The 18381-nt window shown below is 71.2% G+C and carries 13 protein-coding genes; all 13 read left to right on the plus strand.

Annotated elements, in window-relative coordinates; genetic code table 11:
- Positions 1-37: 37 nt before the first annotated feature.
- The 13 genes from KVT45_RS44700 to KVT45_RS44760 are packed head-to-tail and all read left to right on the plus strand — an operon-like array spanning position 38 to position 18378.
- The gene (locus KVT45_RS44700) at positions 38-1354 is read left to right on the plus strand and encodes a nucleotide sugar dehydrogenase (RefSeq protein WP_217555418.1); all 1317 of its coding nucleotides are present in this window, start codon (positions 38-40) and stop codon (positions 1352-1354) included.
- Positions 1344-2609: a glycosyltransferase family 4 protein gene (locus tag KVT45_RS44705; protein WP_217555420.1), complete on the plus strand. Its 1266-nt coding sequence runs from the start codon at positions 1344-1346 to the stop codon at positions 2607-2609. Before KVT45_RS44700 ends, KVT45_RS44705 begins: the two co-directional genes overlap by 11 nt.
- Complete coding sequence (locus KVT45_RS44710) at positions 2606-3976, plus strand: Wzz/FepE/Etk N-terminal domain-containing protein (protein ID WP_217555422.1); 1371 nt, start codon at positions 2606-2608, stop codon at positions 3974-3976. Before KVT45_RS44705 ends, KVT45_RS44710 begins: the two co-directional genes overlap by 4 nt.
- Positions 3973-5526 carry a Wzz/FepE/Etk N-terminal domain-containing protein gene (locus KVT45_RS44715; protein ID WP_217555424.1) on the plus strand — a complete coding sequence of 518 codons (1554 nt, stop codon included), beginning with the start codon at positions 3973-3975 and terminating at the stop codon, positions 5524-5526. The genes KVT45_RS44710 and KVT45_RS44715 overlap by 4 nt, the downstream gene beginning before the upstream one ends.
- Positions 5527-5528: 2 nt before the next feature.
- Positions 5529-7463 (plus strand): asparagine synthase (glutamine-hydrolyzing), encoded by a 1935-nt coding sequence (gene asnB, locus KVT45_RS44720; RefSeq protein ID WP_217555426.1) that lies wholly within the window; start codon positions 5529-5531, stop codon positions 7461-7463.
- Between the two features lie 15 nt (positions 7464-7478).
- On the plus strand, positions 7479-9668 hold the full coding sequence (locus KVT45_RS44725) for a bi-domain-containing oxidoreductase (protein WP_217555428.1): 2190 nt from the start codon (positions 7479-7481) through the stop codon (positions 9666-9668).
- Entirely contained in the window at positions 9665-11632 is a 1968-nt protein-coding gene (locus tag KVT45_RS44730) for an alginate lyase family protein (RefSeq protein ID WP_217555430.1), read from the plus strand. Before KVT45_RS44725 ends, KVT45_RS44730 begins: the two co-directional genes overlap by 4 nt.
- Positions 11629-13164 carry a right-handed parallel beta-helix repeat-containing protein gene (locus tag KVT45_RS44735; protein WP_217555476.1) on the plus strand — a complete coding sequence of 512 codons (1536 nt, stop codon included), beginning with the start codon at positions 11629-11631 and terminating at the stop codon, positions 13162-13164. Before KVT45_RS44730 ends, KVT45_RS44735 begins: the two co-directional genes overlap by 4 nt.
- A gap of 1 nt (position 13165) precedes the next feature.
- Positions 13166-14455, plus strand: a complete 1290-nt coding sequence (locus KVT45_RS44740) for an O-antigen ligase domain-containing protein (RefSeq protein WP_254648272.1) — start codon at positions 13166-13168, stop codon at positions 14453-14455.
- 2 nt (positions 14456-14457) lie between these two features.
- The gene (locus KVT45_RS44745) at positions 14458-15699 is read left to right on the plus strand and encodes a glycosyltransferase family 4 protein (RefSeq protein WP_217555432.1); all 1242 of its coding nucleotides are present in this window, start codon (positions 14458-14460) and stop codon (positions 15697-15699) included.
- Positions 15696-16943 (plus strand): class I SAM-dependent methyltransferase, encoded by a 1248-nt coding sequence (locus KVT45_RS44750; RefSeq protein WP_217555434.1) that lies wholly within the window; start codon positions 15696-15698, stop codon positions 16941-16943. The genes KVT45_RS44745 and KVT45_RS44750 overlap by 4 nt, the downstream gene beginning before the upstream one ends.
- Positions 16940-17734, plus strand: coding sequence for a sugar phosphate nucleotidyltransferase (locus KVT45_RS44755; RefSeq protein WP_217555436.1), 795 nt, complete (start codon positions 16940-16942; stop codon positions 17732-17734). The genes KVT45_RS44750 and KVT45_RS44755 overlap by 4 nt, the downstream gene beginning before the upstream one ends.
- Positions 17731-18378, plus strand: a complete 648-nt coding sequence (locus KVT45_RS44760) for a PIG-L deacetylase family protein (protein WP_217555437.1) — start codon at positions 17731-17733, stop codon at positions 18376-18378. Before KVT45_RS44755 ends, KVT45_RS44760 begins: the two co-directional genes overlap by 4 nt.
- Positions 18379-18381: the final 3 nt, after the last annotated feature.

The following is an 18381-nucleotide window of genomic DNA, read 5'->3' on the forward strand; positions in this document are numbered from 1 at the left end:
CAGGCCACAAGGGCCTGCCTGGGGGGAGAGACGGGTCATGAGAGTCAGCGTTTTCGGGCTCGGCTACGTGGGCTGCGTATCAGCCGCGTGCCTGGCCGGCATGGGTCACGAGGTCATCGGGGTGGACGTGAACCAGGTGAAGGTCGACCTGGTCAACGACGGCAAGGCCCCGGTGGTGGAGGAACGTATCGGCGAGCTCATCGCCGAGGTCGTGCGGACCGGAGCGCTACGCGCCACCGGCGACGTCCGCGAGGCGATCATGGACAGCGAGGTGTCACTGGTCTGCGTGGGCACGCCGTCGGAGCCCAACGGCAGCCTGTGCACGACGTACTTGGAGCGGGTCACCGAGGAGATCGGCGCCGCGCTGGCCGAGCGGGGCGGGCGGCACACCGTCGTGTTCCGCAGCACCATGCTCCCGGGCACCTGCCTGAACCTGCTGGTACCGATCCTGGAGAAGCACGTCGGCGGTCTGGCCGGGGTCGACATCGGGGTCGCGGTCAACCCGGAGTTCCTGCGCGAGGGCACGAGCGTGCGGGACTTCTTCGACCCGCCCAAGACCGTCATCGGCGAGCTCGACCCGGCAAGCGGCGACGCGGTGCTGGCGCTCTACGACGGCCTGCCCGGCGAGGTGTTCCGGGTGCCGGTCCCGACGGCCGAGGCCATCAAGTACGCGGACAACGCGTTCCACGGCCTCAAGATCGGCTTCGCGAACGAGCTGGGCGCGGTGTGCCAGGCGCTCGGGGTGGACTCGCACCAGGTGATGGACGTGTTCCTGGCCGACCGCAAGCTGAACATCAGCCCCGCCTACCTGCGGCCCGGCTTCGCCTTCGGCGGCTCCTGCCTGCCCAAGGACCTGCGCAGCCTGGTCCACGCCGCACAGCGGGCCGACGTCTCGGTACCCATCCTCGCCCACGTGCTGACCTCCAACTCCGACCATCTGCAACGCGCGGTGGACCTGGTCGAGCGCACCGGCAGGCGCCGGGTGGGCCTGTTCGGGCTGTCCTTCAAACCCGGCACCGACGACCTCCGCGAAAGCCCGCTCGTCGAACTGGCGGAGCGGCTCTTCGGCAAGGGCTACGACATCAAGATCTACGACGCCAACGTGAGCCTCTCCCGGCTGCTCGGCGCGAACCGCGAGTACATCGAGAGCCGGCTGCCGCATCTCGCGCAGCTGCTCGCGGACTCCGTCGACGAGGTGCTCGAACACGCCGAGGTGTGCCTGGTCGGGACCAGGGACCCGGCCGTGCTGTCGGTGCTGCCCCATGGCGAAGGACCCGTGATCGTCGACCTCATCCGCCTACCCGACGCCGAGACGCGCCGGACCGAACCGGGGTACATGGGCCTTGCTTGGTAACGCAGTCAGCGGCGACGGGTCCGACCGTCGCGCGCTGATCCTGGTGGAGAACCTGTCGGTGCCGTTCGACCGGCGGGTGTGGCAGGAGTGCACGACGCTGCGCGACGCGGGCTGGACGGTGCACGTCATCTGTCCGCAGGGGAGCAAACGCGACACGGAGCCGGAGGCGGAGATCGACGGGGTGCGGATCCACCGCTACCCGCTGCGCGCGGCCACCGGAGGGCCGGCCGGCTACCTCAAGGAGTACGGATCGGCGCTCTGGCACACGGCCCGGCTGGCCCGCAAGGTCGGCCCGGTCGACGTGGTCCACGCATGCAACCCGCCCGACCTGCTGTTCCTGCCGGCACTGTGGCTGAAACGGCGCGGCGCACGGTTCGTCTTCGACCAGCACGACCTGGTACCCGAGCTGTACCTCTCCCGGTTCGACCGCGGCAAGGACCTGCTCTACCGCGCGGTGTGCGCACTGGAACGGCGGACCTACCGGGCCGCGGACGTCGTCCTCGCCACGAACGAGAGCTACCGGGACGTCGCGGTACGCCGTGGCGGCCGGCGGCCGGAGGACGTCTTCGTGGTGCGCAGCGCGCCCGCGATCGAGCGGTTCCAACCGGTGCCGCCGGAGGAGGAGTTGAAGCGCGGCAAGCCTCATCTGCTGTGCTACCTCGGCGTCATGGGCCCTCAGGACGGCGTCGACTACGCCCTGCGGGCTCTTGCGAAGCTCCGCGACGAGCTCGGGCGGACCGACTGGCATGCGGTGTTCGTCGGCTCCGGCGACGCCTTCGACGCGATGGTGGAGCTGTCCCGGCGGCTCGGGCTCGGTGACCAGGTGCAGTTCACCGGGCGTATTCCGGACGCCGACCTGGTGCGCTACCTGTCCACTGCGGACGTCTGCCTCTCGCCCGACCCGCGCAATCCGCTCAACGACGTGTCGACCATGAACAAGGTCCTCGAGTACATGGCGATGGGCCGGCCGATCGTCTCCTTCGACCTCAAGGAGGCGCGTGTCTCCGCCGGTGAGGCCGCGCTCTACGCGCCCGCCAACGACGAGGCCGAGTTCGCCAAGCTCATCGCGCTGCTTCTCGACGATCCGGAGAAGCGGGCCCGGATGGGCAAGATCGGCCAGGAGCGGGTGAGCGGCCCGCTGTCCTGGGAGAACTCGCAAGCGTCACTGCTCGCCGCCTATGCCGCCGCCTGCCGGGACCAGACCCCGGTGTCGGCGGGCGGGCCGGTCCGTACGGGGAAGAGGCCGCACCATTGAATGACGACACGATCCGCCTGGTCACGATCGGACGGATTCTCCGTCGGCGGTGGCGGCTCCTGGCCGTCCTCGCCGTAGCGGGCGCGCTCTTCGGCTACGGCACCTCGGTGCTGCTGCTTCCGCCGCGCTACACGGCAGAGGCATCGGTCCTGCTGCCGGGCCAGTGGGAAGAGCGCGAACTGCTCACCCAGGTGGACATCGCGACCAGTTCGGCGGTGGTCGACCGCGCGGCCGACGCGCTCAAGTGGGGCGTCAACGGCACCGAGTTGCAGAAAGACGTGAGTGCCAAGGCCGACGACGGGAACATCATCAAGGTGTCCGGTACGGCCGACACCCCGGAGCGCGCGCAGCGGCTCTCCGACCAGCTGGCCCAGCAGTTCGTCACCTTCGCTACCCGCATCGCGGGCGGCAGCACCGACCCCGCGGCGGACACGGCGACGGAGGCACTGCGCAAGCAGGTCGCCGAGACCAACCGCCGTATCACCGACCTGGCCAACTCGGCGGACCCGGGGCAGACCGTGGAGGGCGTGCAGGCCCGCACCGAGCTGGAAGGCCTGCGCACCGGACTCCAGGACGCCATGAAGAAGCTGGAGGAGGCCAACCCGGCGTCCGCCAAGGCCAGCATGGTCGTCATGGGACCGGCACCCCGGCCCACCGGCGCGTCGGCGCCGACCAGGACACAGCTCATCGGCGCCGGGGCACTGCTGTTCTTCCTGCTCGCCGTAGTCGGCCATCTCGCCGCCGCACGGGTGAGCCGCCGGCTGCGCACCGAACCGGAGATCGCCGCCGCGCTCGGCTCGCCGTTCCTCGGCACCGTCGACGTGCCCGGCGAACGGCACGGGCACCGGCCCGAGAGCCATGGCGCACGGGCCCGGCTCCGCCGGCTTCTCGGCACCGACGTCCGCTGGGACGTACCGGCCCCGCAGCGCTCCGGCGACGAGGCCGAGCGGCGGCTCCGCTACCGGCGGGTGTGCGCCCGCCTCCGGGACCAACTGCCCGCCCCCCGGCGGCTGCTGGTCGTCGTACCGGAAGGCGACGAGGTCGCCCGGCTGGCCGCGGGACAGCTCGTCGCCGAGGCCACCAATGACCCCCGGCTGCGGGTCGTGGAGGTCTCGGTGGACCGGCCGATCGTGCCGGACCGCGACACCGAGTCCGGTGCCCTCGCCGTCCTCAGCGCGGGCAGCTGGACCGCCGCCGAACTCGCTGGCATCGCCGAGGCGTGCGCGGACGGCGGGCACGAGCTGGTCGGCGTCGTCGTCGCCGGCACGGTCCGCGCCCGGCCGACGGAAAAGACCGCCGACCGACTTTCCGACGACGCCACTTTGACGTTCGCGGTCCATGGCCACGCGACAGGAGATCCAGCGTGACGACGAGCACGACTTCGGAGTCGTCGGCCGCCACCCCGCTCCTCGACCTCCAGGCACTGGTGGTCGCGGTGCGCAGACGCCGCCGCCTGTGGGGCGCCATGGCGCTGCTCGGACTGCTGGCCGGCGCGGCCGTCGCGGTCCTGCTGCCGCCCGCCCCGGCCGCCGTGACCAAGGTCCTGGTCGCGCATCAGGAGGACCAGCCGAACGACACCGGAACACTGATCCGCACCGACGCCCAGCTGCTGGCGACCTCGCGGATCGCCGGCCATGCCCTGAAGATCCTCAAGTCCCCGGAAAAACCGGAGGACTTCATGAAGGACTACCGGGGCACCGGGCTGACCAACAACGTCCTTGAGATCGATGTGACGGGCAAGACCGACGCGGAGGCGGTGGCCCGGGCCAAGGCACTGGCCCAGGCGTTCGTCGCGGACCACGCCAAGCGCATCCAGGACATCGCCAACGCCAACGCCCAGGGCCTGCTCGACCAGCAGGCGCGGATGCAGGCGGAACTCGCCGACGTCAACAAGACGATCGGCGGCCGAACGCCCGACACCGACCCGAAGGACTCGGCGAACCTCGAATCGCTCTTCGCCCAGCGGGCCGAACTCACCTCGCAGATCTCCGACTTCGGCCAACGTGCCGAGGAGGCACGCGTCGGCGCACCTCAGCTCGTCGCCGGCACCCAGATCGTGGACGCCCCGCGCGCGGTGGCGCACTCCCTGCCCAAGGCCCTCGTCACCGACGGCGTGGTCGGACTCGTCCTCGGGCTCTTCCTCGGGCTCGCGCTCGCAGCGGTCGGCGTGGTCGTCACGGACCGGCCCGTGCTGCGCCGGGACATCGCGGCGAACCTCGGCGCCTCGGTCATCGCCGAACTGCCCCGCCGCTCCGGCAGGTTGTGGCAGCGGCGGCGGACCCGGGTGGCACGCGAACGGCTCACCACCACGCTGGTCCGCACCTCGCGCGGCGCGGCGGAACCGCTGTCGCTGCTGGAACTCGGCTGCGCCCGCAGCACGGCCGGGATCGCCCTCGGTCTCGCCCGGGCACTGGGGGAGGACGGTCCGGTGACCGTCGTCGACGGTCTCCCCGGTACGCAGCTCTCGGGCCGCCGCCCGAAACCGGGGGACCCCACCGTGGTCGGCGGCGAGAAGGCCGCGACCGTGTCCCCGCAGGACCAGCGGATCGGCGTCGGCTCGGTGGCACCCGGCACGGCGTGGACCGACCTCCAGTACCTCGGCACCCGCACCGTGCTCGTCGTCCGCGCCGGGCACGGCAACGCCGCCTGGCTGCACACCGTGGCCCGGCAGCTCGCCGACCAGCGCATCCCGGTGATCGGTGTCGTACTGATCGACCCCGACCCGCGCGACCGGACCGACGGCACCCTGTGGGACGGGCTGGCCAACGCCCTGCGCGGCCGGACCGAGCCGCCGACCTGGCAGAACGGTGGGGGTACCTCCCACGCCGTTCAGGCAGTGGGGGACGGCAGGCGGCTCACCGAACGCCAGCCGATACGGGCCGCACGGGTCCCGGACAACGACCAGGAGGTGCGGTAGACGTGTGCGGCATCGCGGGCACGTACCGATGGCCGGACGGCAAGGCCGTCACCGACCGGCTCACCGACACCCTCGCCCACCGCGGCCCCGACGGCTCGGGCCGCTACGGCCACCCCCTGGGTGACGGCGAAGTGCAGCTCGGGCACCGCCGGTTGGCCATCGTCGACCTGTCGGAGACCGGCGCCCAGCCGATGGTCTCGGACGGCCTCGCCCTGACGTACAACGGCGAGCTGTACAACGCCCCTGAACTCCGCGCCGAGTTGGAGGCCACCGGAGTGCGTTTCCGCGGCACCTCCGACACCGAGGTGGTCCTGGAGGCCTGGCGGCGCTGGGGCACCGACTGCCTGCCCCGGCTGCGCGGCATGTTCGCGTTCGGCGTCTTCGACGAGCGCACCGGTGACCTGGTGCTCGTCCGCGACCAGCTCGGCATCAAGCCGCTGTTCCTGCTCCGGCGGGGCGAGGGCCTGATGTTCGCCTCCGAGCTCAAGGCGCTCGCCGCCGCGTCCGGCAAGTCCCTGGAGGTCGACCAGGCCGCGTTGGTGGCGTCCCTCCTCTACTACTGGGTGCCGGACTCGCGCTGCGCGTTCCGCGAGGCGGAGAAGCTGCCGCCGGGGAGCTGGCTGCGGTGCCGGCCCGACGGCCGGGTGGAGCGCGGCAGCTTCTGGAACCTGAAGGACGTCGCCGCCGAGGGCCGGGACCGGGCCCTGGCCGGTGAACGGCCGGACCTCGCCGCCATCGTCGAGGAGTCCACCCGCCGCCACCTCATGTCCGACGTGCCCGTGGCGACCTTCCTCTCCGGCGGCCTCGACTCCAGCTATCTCACCGCGCTGGCGGCCCGCCACCAGCCGGGGATCTCCGCCTACACCATCGGATTCCGCGCCGAGGACGCCAAGTTCGAGGCGATGCCCGACGACCTGCGCTACGCCCGGCAGGTCGCCCAGCAGTTCGGCGTCGACCTGCACGAGATCGAGATCGCCCCGAACGTGCTCGACCTGCTGCCGCAGATGACGTACAGCCTGGACGAGCCGATCGGCGACCCCGCCGCGATCAACACGTACCTGATCTGCATGGCCGCCCGGGAGGCCGGGGTCAAGGTGATGCTCTCCGGCATGGGCGCCGACGAGCTGTTCGCGGGCTACCGCAAGCACTTCGCCAACCTGCTCGCGCTGCGCTACCAGCGCGTCCCGCGACCGTTGCGGCGCGGGGTGTCCGGGGTCGTGGACCGGCTGCCGGTCGCCTCGGCCACCCGCGGCTACCGGTCGGTGCGTTTCGCGAAGCGGTTCCTCTCCTTCGCCGATCTGCCCGAGGAGACCGCGTTCCGGCGCAGCTACACCATGTACGACCAGGACGACCTGCTCGCCCTGATCGACCCGGACCTCGCCGGGACGGTCGACGACGTGATCACCGAGCACACGGACGTCTACCAGGACAACGACCTCGACGACTTCGTCAACCGCATGTGCCTGACCGACTCCCGCATGTTCCTGCCGGGCCTGAACCTCACGTACACGGACCGCTCCAGCATGGCCGCCTCCACCGAGGTGCGGACGCCGTACGTCGACATCGAGGTCGTCAAGGCGGCGTTCACCGTGCCCGGCAACCGCAAGATCGTCGGCCGGCAGGGCAAGGCCGTCCTCAAGGAGGCGGCCACCTCGATCCTGCCCAAGGAGATCGTGTACCGGCCCAAGGGCCTGTTCAGCGCCCCGCTGCGGGCCTGGATGAGCCGGGACCTGGCACCGCTGGTGCGCGAGGTGGTCAACGACGGCGAGCTCGTCCGGTCCGGGCTGCTGCGCCGGGACGCGCTGGCCCGGATGGTCGCCGAGGACGCCGCCGGACAGGCGGACTACTCCAAGCATCTGTGGCACGTACTGACCCTCGAGTACTGGTATCGCGACGCGACCTCTGGCCCCGCCCAGAGCGCTCGGACGACGGCTTAGAAAACAGGAGTTCTGGTGAAGCAGGTTGTACAGAACTACAAGAGCGGCGAGCTGGCGGTGCTCGACGTTCCGGTACCGGGGTGCAAGCCGGGCGGGGTGCTGGTGCGCAGCGCCTACTCGCTGATATCCACCGGTACCGAGCTCATGAAGGTCTCCGAGGCCGGCATGTCGATGCTGGGCAAGGCCCGCTCCCGGCCGGACCAGGTGGCCAAGGTCATGCAGAGCGTGGCCACCAACGGACTGCCCGCCACCTACCGCAAGGTGATGGGCAAGCTGGACTCCTACACCCCGCTGGGCTACTCGCTGTGCGGGGTCGTCGAGCAGGTCGGCGCCGGTATCGACGACGTGAAGGTCGGCGACCTGGTGGCCTGCGCGGGCAACGAGCACGCGCTGCACGCCGAGCTGAACTGGGTGCCCAAGAACCTCTACGCCCCCGTCCCCGACGGCCTCGCGCCGCAGCACGCGGCCTTCGGCACCGTCGGCTCGATCGCTATGCAGGGCGTCCGCCAGGGCGAGCCGCAGCTCGGTGAGGTGGCCCTGGTCATCGGCCTCGGCCTGATCGGACAGCTGGTGGTGCAGCTGCTCACCGTGGCCGGAGTCCGCGTCGTCGGCGCCGACCCCGACCCGGCGCGCTGCGAACTCGCCGAGCGCCTGGGCGCCGCGGCCTGCGGCGACCCCGCCTCCGCGGCCGTGGAAGCGGCCGTCGCCGAACTCACCGACGGCCACGGCGTGGACCAGGTCTTCCTGGCCGCCGGCGGCGGTAGCAACCAGCCCGTCGAGCTGGCCGCCCGGCTCGCACGGGACCGCGGCCGGGTCGTCGACATCGGCAAGTGCCGCCTCGACCTGCCGTGGAACGCGTACTACGAGAAGGAACTCGACGTCCGCTTCTCGCGCTCCTACGGCCCCGGCCGCTACGACCCGTCGTACGAGCTGGAGGGCCGCGACTACCCGATCGGCTACGTCCGCTGGACCGAGCGCCGCAACCTGGCCTGCTTCCTCGACCTCGTCGCCCGAGGCCGCGTCGACGTGGAGCCCCTGGTCTCCCACATCGCCGATTTCGACGACGCCGTGGAGACGTACCAGCGCCTGAAGGACGGCGAGTTGAAGGCCGTGGCCGTACTGTTCCGGTACCCCGAGCAGACGGAGGAAGCGGGCGAGACGGAAGCCCCGTCGGTGGCCGTGCCCGCAGTCCGCCGCAGCGAGGGAACGTCCACCCCGGCCCGGTCCGCGAAGACTCCGGTGCGCCTCGCGTTCGTCGGCGCGGGCAACTACGCGACGTCGATGCTGCTGCCGCACCTGGCCCGGCGCGAGGGCGTCGAGCTGGCGACCGTCGTCACCACGACCGCGCTGTCCGGGGCCAACGCGCAGCGGAAGTTCGGCTTCGCCAAGGCGACCACCGACCTCGACGCCGTCCTCGGCGACAAGTCGGTCGACGCCGTGTTCGTGGTCACCCGGCACAGCTCGCACGCCGAACTGACCCGGCAGGCGCTGCTGGCCGGCAAGACCGTGTTCGTGGAGAAGCCTCTGGCCCTCACCGAGGAGGAGCTGGCCGGCGTCCTCGCGACGGTGGAGGAGTCCGGCAACGACCGGCTCCAGGTGGGCTTCAACCGTCGCTTCGCACCGCTGCTGACGGAGGCCAAGGAGCGGTTCGGCGCCCGGACCGGTCCGGCGAGCCTGCGCTATCTCGTCAACGCGGGCAAGCTGCAGCAGGGCAGCTGGTACCTCCAACAGAGCGCCGAGGGCTCGCGGTTCGCCGGTGAGGGCGGCCACTTCATCGACACGGCGAGCTGGCTCCTCGACGCCGACCCGGTCTCCGTGTACGCGACGGCCGCGCCCGGCAACGAGGACCTCCAGGTCGTCCTGCGCTACCCGGACGGCTCCACCGCGACCATCAGCTACGTCACCTCCGGCGCCTCCGGCTTCCCCAAGGAGACCTTGGACATGGTCGGGGACGGCAAGGTGCTGAAGCTCGACGACTTCGTCCGTGCCTCGGTCCACGGCCCCAAGAAGTGGGTCAGTTCGCGGCTGCCCAAGGCCCGGGACAAGGGGCAGAACGCCGAACTCGCCGCGTTCATCAAGGCCGTGCGGACCGGCGGACCCATGCCGGTGCCGCTGGAGTCGCTGGTCGCCACCACGGCGGCCACCCTCGCCGTGCACACCGGCCTGGCCGGCGGCGCGCCGGTGACCTTGGCGAGGACGCCATGACCATGAGCGCGGGCTGGTACCTGCGCCGGCTCTCCCGGATGGGCCCGCGCGAGATGGCGGGCCGGGCGGGCGACACCGTGCGCAGACGGCGCTGGCGGTCGGCGCCGCCCGACTGCCCGACCGTCACCGGCGCCCGCTTCACCGCCGTCCTGCCCGCGGGCACGGTCGCCGAGGTGCCGCCGGACGCTGTGAAACGGCTCGTCGCCGAGGCGGACCGGCTGATGGCCGGGCACGCCGAGTTCTTCGGCGTGGACCGCGACGACCTCATCGACCCGGACTGGTCGTACGACCCGAAGACCGGGCGCCGGGCCCCCTCGGGCCACGCCTTCGACGTGCCGTACCGCGACGAGAACGTGGCCGGGGACATCAAGCAGATCTGGGAGCCGTCCCGGAACCAGTACCTCACCGTGCTCGCCGCCGCCTACGCGGTCACCGGGGACGAGCGGTACGCCGAGCGTGTCGCCGCGCATCTGCGGTCGTGGTGGGCGGCCAACCCGCCGCTGCGAGGCGTGCACTGGATCAGCGGCATCGAGCTGGGCATCCGGCTGCTGTCCTGGGTGTGGATCCGCCGGCTGCTCGACGGCTGGCCGGGCGCGGCCGAGCTGTTCGAGGACAACCCGGTCGCGCTGAACCAGATCTGGCACCACCAGCGCTGGCTGGCCGCCTTCCCCAGCCGGGGCTCCTCGGCGAACAACCATGTCATCGCCGAGACCGCCGGGCAGTTCGCCGCGGCCTGCGCCTTCAACTGGTTCCCCTCGTCGGCGCGTTGGCGCTCCGACGCGCTGCGCTCGCTGGAGCGGCAGCTGCGCGCCAACACCTTCGACTCCGGCCTCAACCGCGAGCTGGCCACCGAGTACCACGGACTCGTCCTGGAACTCGGCCTGGCCGCGCTGGCCGAGGCCGACGCTGCCGACGTGCCGGTGCCCGAGTCGCTCCGGCTGGTGCTGCTGCGGATGACCGACGCGCTCGCCGCCGTGGTGGACAACCGGCTGCGCCCTCCCCGCCAGGGGGACGCGGACGACGGCTTCGGCCTGATCCTGGACGGCGAGGGCACCGACCGCTGGGGCTCGCTCCTTGCCACCGGCGACGCCGTGTTCGGCCGGCTCGACTGGTGGCCGGCGGTGACCGGCACCGACGTGCGCACCCCGCTGCTGGCCGCGCTCATCAAGCCGTACGCGAAGGACGCGACCGCCCGCCCGGCGACCAGGCCCGACCGCTTCGCCGACGCGGGGCTCACCGTCCTGCGCGGTCCGGAGGAGATCTGGTGCCGCTGCGACGGCGGTCCGCACGGCTTCCTGTCCATCGCCGCGCACGCCCACGCCGACGCGCTGTCCGTGGAGGTCCGGCACGACGGGATCGACGTGCTCGCCGACCCGGGGACGTACTGCTACCACGGGCAGCCCGAGTGGCGGCAGTACTTCCGGTCGACCCTCGGACACAACACCCTGGAACTGGACGGCGGTGACCAGTCCGTCTCCGGCGGCCCGTTCCTGTGGACCCGGCATGCCCGGACCCGTGTGCTGGACGTGGACAACTCCGGTGCAGGGGTGGCCCGTTGGGCCGCCGAGCACGACGGCTATCAGGGTTCGGTGCACCGCCGCCGGGTGGAACTCACGGCCGCGAGCAAGGAGTTGAAGATCGTCGACGAGGTGCGCGGCCCGCGCCGGGACGTGCGGTTGGCGTTCCACCTCGGCCCGGCGATCGCCGCGGACCTGGTGGGGCACCGCGCGGTGCTCACCTGGATCCGGGACGGCGAGGGGCGTTCCGCGGTGCTCGACCTGCCGGAGCAGCTGTCCTGGCGGGCGCACCGCGGCGAGAGCGAACCGCCGCTGGGCTGGTACTCCGCCGGATTCGGGCGCAAGGAACCCACTACCACGCTGATCGGCACCGGATTCGCCGACGGCACGGACGGATTCACCACCGTGCTCGGGTTCCGCGGCCAGGGGGGCGCGTGGGGAACATGAGACGGCACTGGGCGCCGGCGGTCGTACCGCTGGCGCTGCTCCTGCTGACGGTCACCGGCTGCGACAGCACGTCGAGCGCCCCGGCCGCGACGAAGCCGGACGCCGCGCCGTCCACGGCCACGTCCGCCGCCCGGTCCGTGGCCCGGGTGTGCGCCAACCCCGCCGCCGGACCGGCCAAGGCGCCGGCGGGCGCGGTCACCGTGGACCCCAAGGTGGTCGGCGACCTGGCGGCGAAGACCAAGAAGAGCCCCCCGAACACCACGTTCTGGCTCAAGCCGGGCACGCACACACTCGAGCGGGACCGCTACGCCCAGGTCATCCCCAAGAAGGGGGACCACTACATCGGCGCGCCCGGCGCGGTGCTCGACGGCCGGAAGGTCAACCAGTACGCCTTCACCGGCAACGCCGCCGACGTCACCATCCGCTATCTGACCGTGCAGGGGTTCGTCGCGCCGCAGGACGAGGGCGTCGTCAACCACGACTCGGCCGACGGGTGGGTCGTCGAACACTCGACGATCAAGGACAACTCCGGCGCCGGACTGATGGCCGGTGCCCGCCAGCAGGTCCGCGCCGACTGTCTGCGCGACAACGGCCAGTACGGCATGAACGCCTACAAGGGCAACGGCCCCCTCACCGGCCTGGTGGTCCAGGGCAACGAGATCGTCGGCAACAACACCGGCGACTGGGAGCGGAGGAAGAAGGGCTGCGGCTGCACCGGAGGCATCAAGTTCTGGGAGGTCGACGGGGCCGACATCAGCGGCAATTGGGTGCACGACAACCGTGGCGTCGGGCTGTGGGCGGACACCAACAACAACGACTTCCGTATCGAGAACAACGTGATCGAGGCCAACGACGGTGCCGCACTGATCTACGAGACGAGCTACAACGCGGTCATCCGCAACAACACGATCCGGCACAACAACTGGGTCGAGGGCCGCAAGGCGGCCGACAGCGGCGACAACTTCCCGTACGCGACGATCTATCTCTCCGAGTCCGGCGGCGAACCGCGGGTCAAGGCCCGCACCCACAAGATCGAGATCTACGGGAACGTACTGGAGAACAACTGGTCCGGGATCACCCTGTGGGAGAACGCCGACCGGTTCTGCAACAGCCCGGCCAACACCTCCTCCGGTGACTGCACCCTGCTGGTGAAGAAGACGAGCACCTGTGTGAGACCGGCGATCGCCAAGGCGCCGCTCTACTCGGACTGCCGGTGGAAGACCCAGTGGGTGGACATCCACGACAACCGCTTCGTGCTCGACGAGTCCGTCGTCAAGTGCACGGAGATGTGCGACCGCATGGCGGTGCTGTCCAACTACGGCACTTACCCGGACTGGTCGCCGTACCACGGCGAAGGGGTGGCCGACGCCATCACCGAGCAGCAGCACAACAGTTGGCACGACAACGTCTACGTCGGGCCGTGGAAGTTCGTCGCCGAGGACCAGAGCAAGGTGCTCGACTTCGGGCAGTGGCAGACGGCGCCGTACCAGCAGGACAAGGGCAGCACCCTCGACCTACAGGCCGGTGGTTGAGATGAGTGAGAACCTGACCCGCGGAACGGACACGACGGAGACGCGGCCGGAAGGCGAACTGCGCTCCGCCGGCACACCGAAGATCGTCGGGATCGTCTGGGGGCTGCTGGTCCTCAACACGCTCGGCTCCGCCGGGGCGAAGACCATCGTGCCGCTGCCCCGCTCCCTCATCCAGATGGTCACCATGGGCTCGCTGGTCGCCGCGTTCGGCCTGGCGCTCCTGGTCAACCAGCGGGTGCGCATCCGGGCCAGCGCCTACGTACTGCTGCTCAGCCTGCTGCTGGTGTCCAGCGTGATCTCCAGCGCGAGCCTGGAGTCCGGGATGGGCGCGCTGTTCCGCTGCTTCCGGCTGACTCTCTTCGTCGGCACCCTGTGGCTGCTCAGCCGCTGGTGGGACGGCAGTCTCACGTTCGTCCGGTACCACATCCGGGCCTACTTCGCGGTCCTCGGCTCGGTCGCCCTCGGCCTGGTCGTCTCCCCGGGCAAGGCCCTGCCCGACCTCTACGGCGGACGCCTCGTCGGCGCGCTGTGGCCGCTCACCCCGCCGCAGATCGGGCAGTACGCGGCGGTCATCATCGGGCTCACCGCGCTGCTCGTCATCGGCAGACGGACCGACCGGACCAGCGCCGTGCTGGTCATCGTGCCGTCGCTGGTGCTGCTCGCGCTGACCCACACCCGGACGGCCACGCTCGGCCTGCTCCTCGGGCTGGCGCTGGCGATCGGCTCGCTCATCCTGACCAGCGCCGCGGCCCGCCGCTTCTTCAGCTGGTCGGTGCTGATCTCCGTCGTGGCCGCGGTCGGCTTCGCCTCCGCGCTGCAGACCTGGTTCCTGCGCGGCCAGAGCCAGGAGAACTTCTCCAGTCTCACCGGCCGGGCCAAGGTCTGGAACGCCCTGCTGGCCGAGCCCCGGTCGACCGCGCAGCAGCTGTTCGGCGTGGGTCTGGGCGACAAGTCCTTCGGCGGGCTGCCGATCGACAACAGCTGGCTGGCCGTCTACAACGAGCAGGGCCTGATCGGTGTCACCCTCGTCGCGGTGATCATCGTCGTGCTGGGCGGTGTCGCGCTGCTGCGCCCGCCGTCCTTGCAGCGGGCCTGCGCGATCTTCCTGATCAGCTACTGCGCGATCGCCTCGTACACCGAGGCCGGCCTCGGCGACGCCTCGCCCTATCTGCTCCATCTGGCGCTGGCCGCCTCGCTGTTGGCGGCCCCCGCCAAGGCCGCTCCGCTCGCGCTGCCCGAAGCCCCTCGACGCCGCGTCCCGCGCTGGGCCCGTGGATCGGAGGTGAAGTGAGCATGCACGTCCTCGTGGTGCACAACCGCTACAACTCGGCGCAGCCGAGCGGGGAGAACAACGTCGTCGACCAGGAGGTGGAGCTGCTGCGCGCGGCCGGCCACCGGGTCGAGCTCTTCGAGCGCCGTAGTGACGACATCGGCGGCCGCTCCCTCCTCGGCAAGGTCGCGGTACCGCTCCTGGTGCCGTGGAACCCGGCGGTCCGCAAGGAGTTGGCCGCCAAACTGCGCACCGAACGGCCGGACGTGGTGCACGTCCACAACGTGTTCCCGCTCCTGTCGCCCGCGGTCCTCGCCGCCTGCGCCGACGCCGGAGTACCCGCCGTTGCCACACTGCACAACTACACCCAGGTCTGCCCGCCCGGCACACTCCAGCGGGACGGCCGGCCCTGCACCGAATGCGTCGGCTCGACACCGCTGCCCGCCGTCCGGCACGGCTGCTACCGCGACTCCAGCCTCGCGACCGTGCCGCTCGCGGTCAGCCTGTCGGTCAACCGGAAGCGCTGGTGGACCGGCGTGGAGCGCTTCCTGTGCATCTCCGCCGCTCAGCGCGACGTCCTGGTCAGCTCCGGCATGCCGGCCGAACGCCTCGCGGTGAAGCACAACTTCGTCCCCGAACCCGACATCCGCCGGGAGGGCGGGGGAGAGCAACTGCTCTACCTCGGCCGGCTCGCGGAGGCCAAGGGCGTACGGCTGCTCATGGCCGCGTGGGACGAGATCGCGGCCGGCGGCGGCGTGGGCGTACCGCTCGCGATCGCCGGCACCGGGCCGCTGGAGAAAGAGGTCACCGCCTGGGCGGCCGGCCGCGACGACGTGCGCTACGTCGGCCTGCTGGACCCGGCGGAGTGCCGCAAGGCCATCGCGCGGTCCGTCGCCGTGATCGCGCCCTCGACCTGGCTGGAGGCGTTCGGCCTGGTGGTCGTGGAGGCGATGGCGGCCGGGGTGCCGACCGTCGCCGCCGGTCACGGCGCCTTCGTCGAACTCGTCGAGGACGGCGTCACCGGACTGCTGCACCAGCCGGGCGACGCTGCCTCGCTGGCGTCCGGCATCCGCCGGATCGCGGCCGACCCGGACCGCAACCGGGCGATGGGCGAGGCCGCCCGGCACCGCTACGAGCAGGGATTCAGCCCGGCCGTCGGCCTGGAGCGCCTGCTGGAGGAGTACCGCACCGCGATCGCGGGTCGGTCAGCACCGGCTCACGGCGGGGACACCCGCGCGAGCAGGGGGGATGGGGACAGCAGATGACACGATGCCGACTCTGCGGCTCGGAAGCGATGGCGAGCGTCGTCGACCTCGGGGCGACGCCACCATGTGAGAGCTTTCTCGCCGCGGACCAACTGGACCAGCCGGAACCGGCGTACCCGCTTCATCTGCGGGTCTGCACCGACTGCTGGCTGGCGCAGATACCGCCGCTGATCACGCCGGAGGAGACGTTCAAGGAGTACGCGTACTTCTCCTCGTTCTCGACCTCCTGGGTGGAGCACGCGCGCACCTTCGTCGAGGGCGCGGTGGACCGCCTCGGCCTTGACTCCGACTCCTTCGTGGTCGAGGTCGCGAGCAACGACGGCTACCTGCTGAGGCACGTGGTGGACCGGGGGATCCGCTGCCTGGGCATCGAGCCCTCGGTGAACGTCGGCGCCGCGGCACGGGAGGCGGGTGTGCCCACGTTCACGGAGTTCCTGAGCCCCGACACCGGCTCGGCCGTCCGCGCCGAGCACGGCCCGGCGGACCTGGTCGTGGCCAACAACGTGTACGCGCACATCCCCGACGTGGTCGGGTTCACCCAGGGGCTGCGCGCCCTGGTCGCCGACGACGGCTGGGTCTCCATCGAGGTGCAGCACCTGCTGACCCTGATCGAGGACAACCAGTACGACACGATCTACCACGAGCACTTCCAGTACTACACGGTCGCCTCCGCGATCCGGGCCCTCGCCAGCGGCGGACTCACGCTCGTGGACGTCGAGTTGCTGCCCACGCACGGCGGCTCCATCCGGCTGTGGGCCCGGCCGGCCGAGGCGGCCGGCGAGCCGACGCAGCGGGTGACCGACGTACTGGCCCGGGAGAAGGCCGCCGGGTTGCAGGAGCTGTCCGGGTACGCCGAGTTCTCCGCCCGGGTGGCCAAGGTGCGCCGGGACCTGCTGCGGTTCCTCATCGACGCGGCCGAGCGCGGTGAGACGGTCGTCGGCTACGGCGCCCCGGGCAAGGGCAACACCCTGCTCAACCACTGCGGCATCCGCCCCGACCTGCTCGCGTACACGGTTGACCGCAACCCCTACAAGCACGGCAGGTTCACCCCGGGAACCCGCATCCCGATCCTGGAGCCCGAGCGGATAGCCGCCGACAAACCGGACTACGTCCTCGTCCTCCCGTGGAACCTGCGGGCCGAACTGGTCGAGCAACTGTCCTTCGTGCACGAGTGGGGCGGCCGACTGGTCTTCCCGATCCCGGAACTGAGCATTGTCGAGGTCGCGAAAGAGGTCACAGCATGAAGGTCGTCCTGTTCTGCGGCGGTTACGGGATGCGGATGCGCAACGGAACCTCCGACGACGTCCCCAAGCCGATGGCGATGGTCGGGCCGCGCCCCCTGATCTGGCATGTCATGCGCTACTACGCGCACTTCGGGCACAAGGACTTCATCCTGTGCCTCGGCTACGGGGCCCACCACATCAAGGACTTCTTCCTCAACTACGAGGAGACGGCGTCCAACGACTTCGTCCTGCGGGGCGGGCGGACCGAGTTGCTGTCCACCGACATCGCCGACTGGACGATCACGTTCGCGCAGACCGGCATCGAGTCACCGATCGGGGAGCGACTGCGCCGGGTGCGGCACCACCTCGACGGCGACGAGATGTTCCTCGCCAACTACGCCGACGTGCTCACCGACGCCCCGCTGCCGGAGATGATCGACCGGTTCGCCCGGCGAGACGCGGGGGCGTCGATGATGGTGGTGCCGCCGCAGTCGTCGTTCCACTGTGTGGAGCTGGGCGAGGACGGCCTGGTGGGAGGCATCACCGCGGTGAGCGAACTGCCGCTGTGGGAGAACGGCGGCTACTTCGTGCTCCGCCAGGAGGTCTTCGACCACATACCGGAGAACGGGGACCTGGTCGCCGACGGATGCGCCCAACTGGCCAAGCGCGGGCGGCTCGTGGCGCATCAGCACCGCGGCTTCTGGAAGCCGACCGACACCGTGAAGGAGCGGGCCGCGCTCGACGAGGCCTACGCCCGGGGCGACCGCCCGTGGGCCGTGTGGGAGCGGGACAGCGCCGGAGTCAGAGCGTGATCCGGCTCGGGGCCGGGCCCCTGGACCGGATCGTCGCGGTGGGCGCGCACTGCGACGACATCGCCATCGGCGCCGGCGGCACGCTGCTCACACTGTGCCTCGCGCGGCCGGGCATCCGTGTCGACGCGCTGGTGCTCTCCGGCGGCGGCAGCGAGCGGGAGCAGGAGGAACAGGCCGCGCTCACCGCCTTCTGCCCGGGCGCCGACCTGCGGCTGACCGTGCTCAAGCTGCCGGACGGCCGGATGCCCGCGCACTGGGAGGAGGCCAAGGCCGCGGTCGAGGAGCTGCGCGAGCGGACCGACCCGGATCTGCTCCTCGCCCCGCGCACCGATGACGCGCACCAGGACCACCGCGGCCTGGCACAGCTGCTGCCCACCGCGTTCCGTGACCACCTCGTGCTCGGCTACGAGATCGTCAAGTGGGACGGGGACCTCGGCCGGCCGGCGGCATACCAGCCGCTGTCACCCGAGATCGCCGAACGGAAGGTGCGACTGCTGCAGGAGCACTACCCCTCGCAGCGGCACCGGCCCTGGTACGACCGGGAGGCCTTCCTCGGCCTCGCCCGGATCCGCGGCATCGAATGCCACGCGCGCTACGCCGAGGCGTTCGCCGTCACCAAACTCACGCTCGATCTGGGGGACTGAACC

It is taken from the genome of Streptomyces sp. GbtcB6 (genome assembly GCF_019091475.1).
GTDB classification, from domain to species: domain Bacteria; phylum Actinomycetota; class Actinomycetes; order Streptomycetales; family Streptomycetaceae; genus Streptomyces; species Streptomyces hyaluromycini.

Excerpts from the sequence above, each read along its gene's own strand:
- KVT45_RS44700 (WP_217555418.1), top strand. The coding sequence starts at position 38 with ATGAGAGTCAGCGTTTTCGGGCTCGGCTACGTGGGCTGCGTATCAGCC.
- KVT45_RS44730 (WP_217555430.1), top strand. The coding sequence starts at position 9,665 with ATGACCATGAGCGCGGGCTGGTACCTGCGCCGGCTCTCCCGGATGGGC.
- KVT45_RS44735 (WP_217555476.1), top strand. The coding sequence starts at position 11,629 with ATGAGACGGCACTGGGCGCCGGCGGTCGTACCGCTGGCGCTGCTCCTG.
- KVT45_RS44740 (WP_254648272.1), top strand. The coding sequence starts at position 13,166 with ATGAGTGAGAACCTGACCCGCGGAACGGACACGACGGAGACGCGGCCG.
- KVT45_RS44745 (WP_217555432.1), top strand. The coding sequence starts at position 14,458 with ATGCACGTCCTCGTGGTGCACAACCGCTACAACTCGGCGCAGCCGAGC.
- KVT45_RS44750 (WP_217555434.1), top strand. The coding sequence starts at position 15,696 with ATGACACGATGCCGACTCTGCGGCTCGGAAGCGATGGCGAGCGTCGTC.
- KVT45_RS44755 (WP_217555436.1), top strand. The coding sequence starts at position 16,940 with ATGAAGGTCGTCCTGTTCTGCGGCGGTTACGGGATGCGGATGCGCAAC.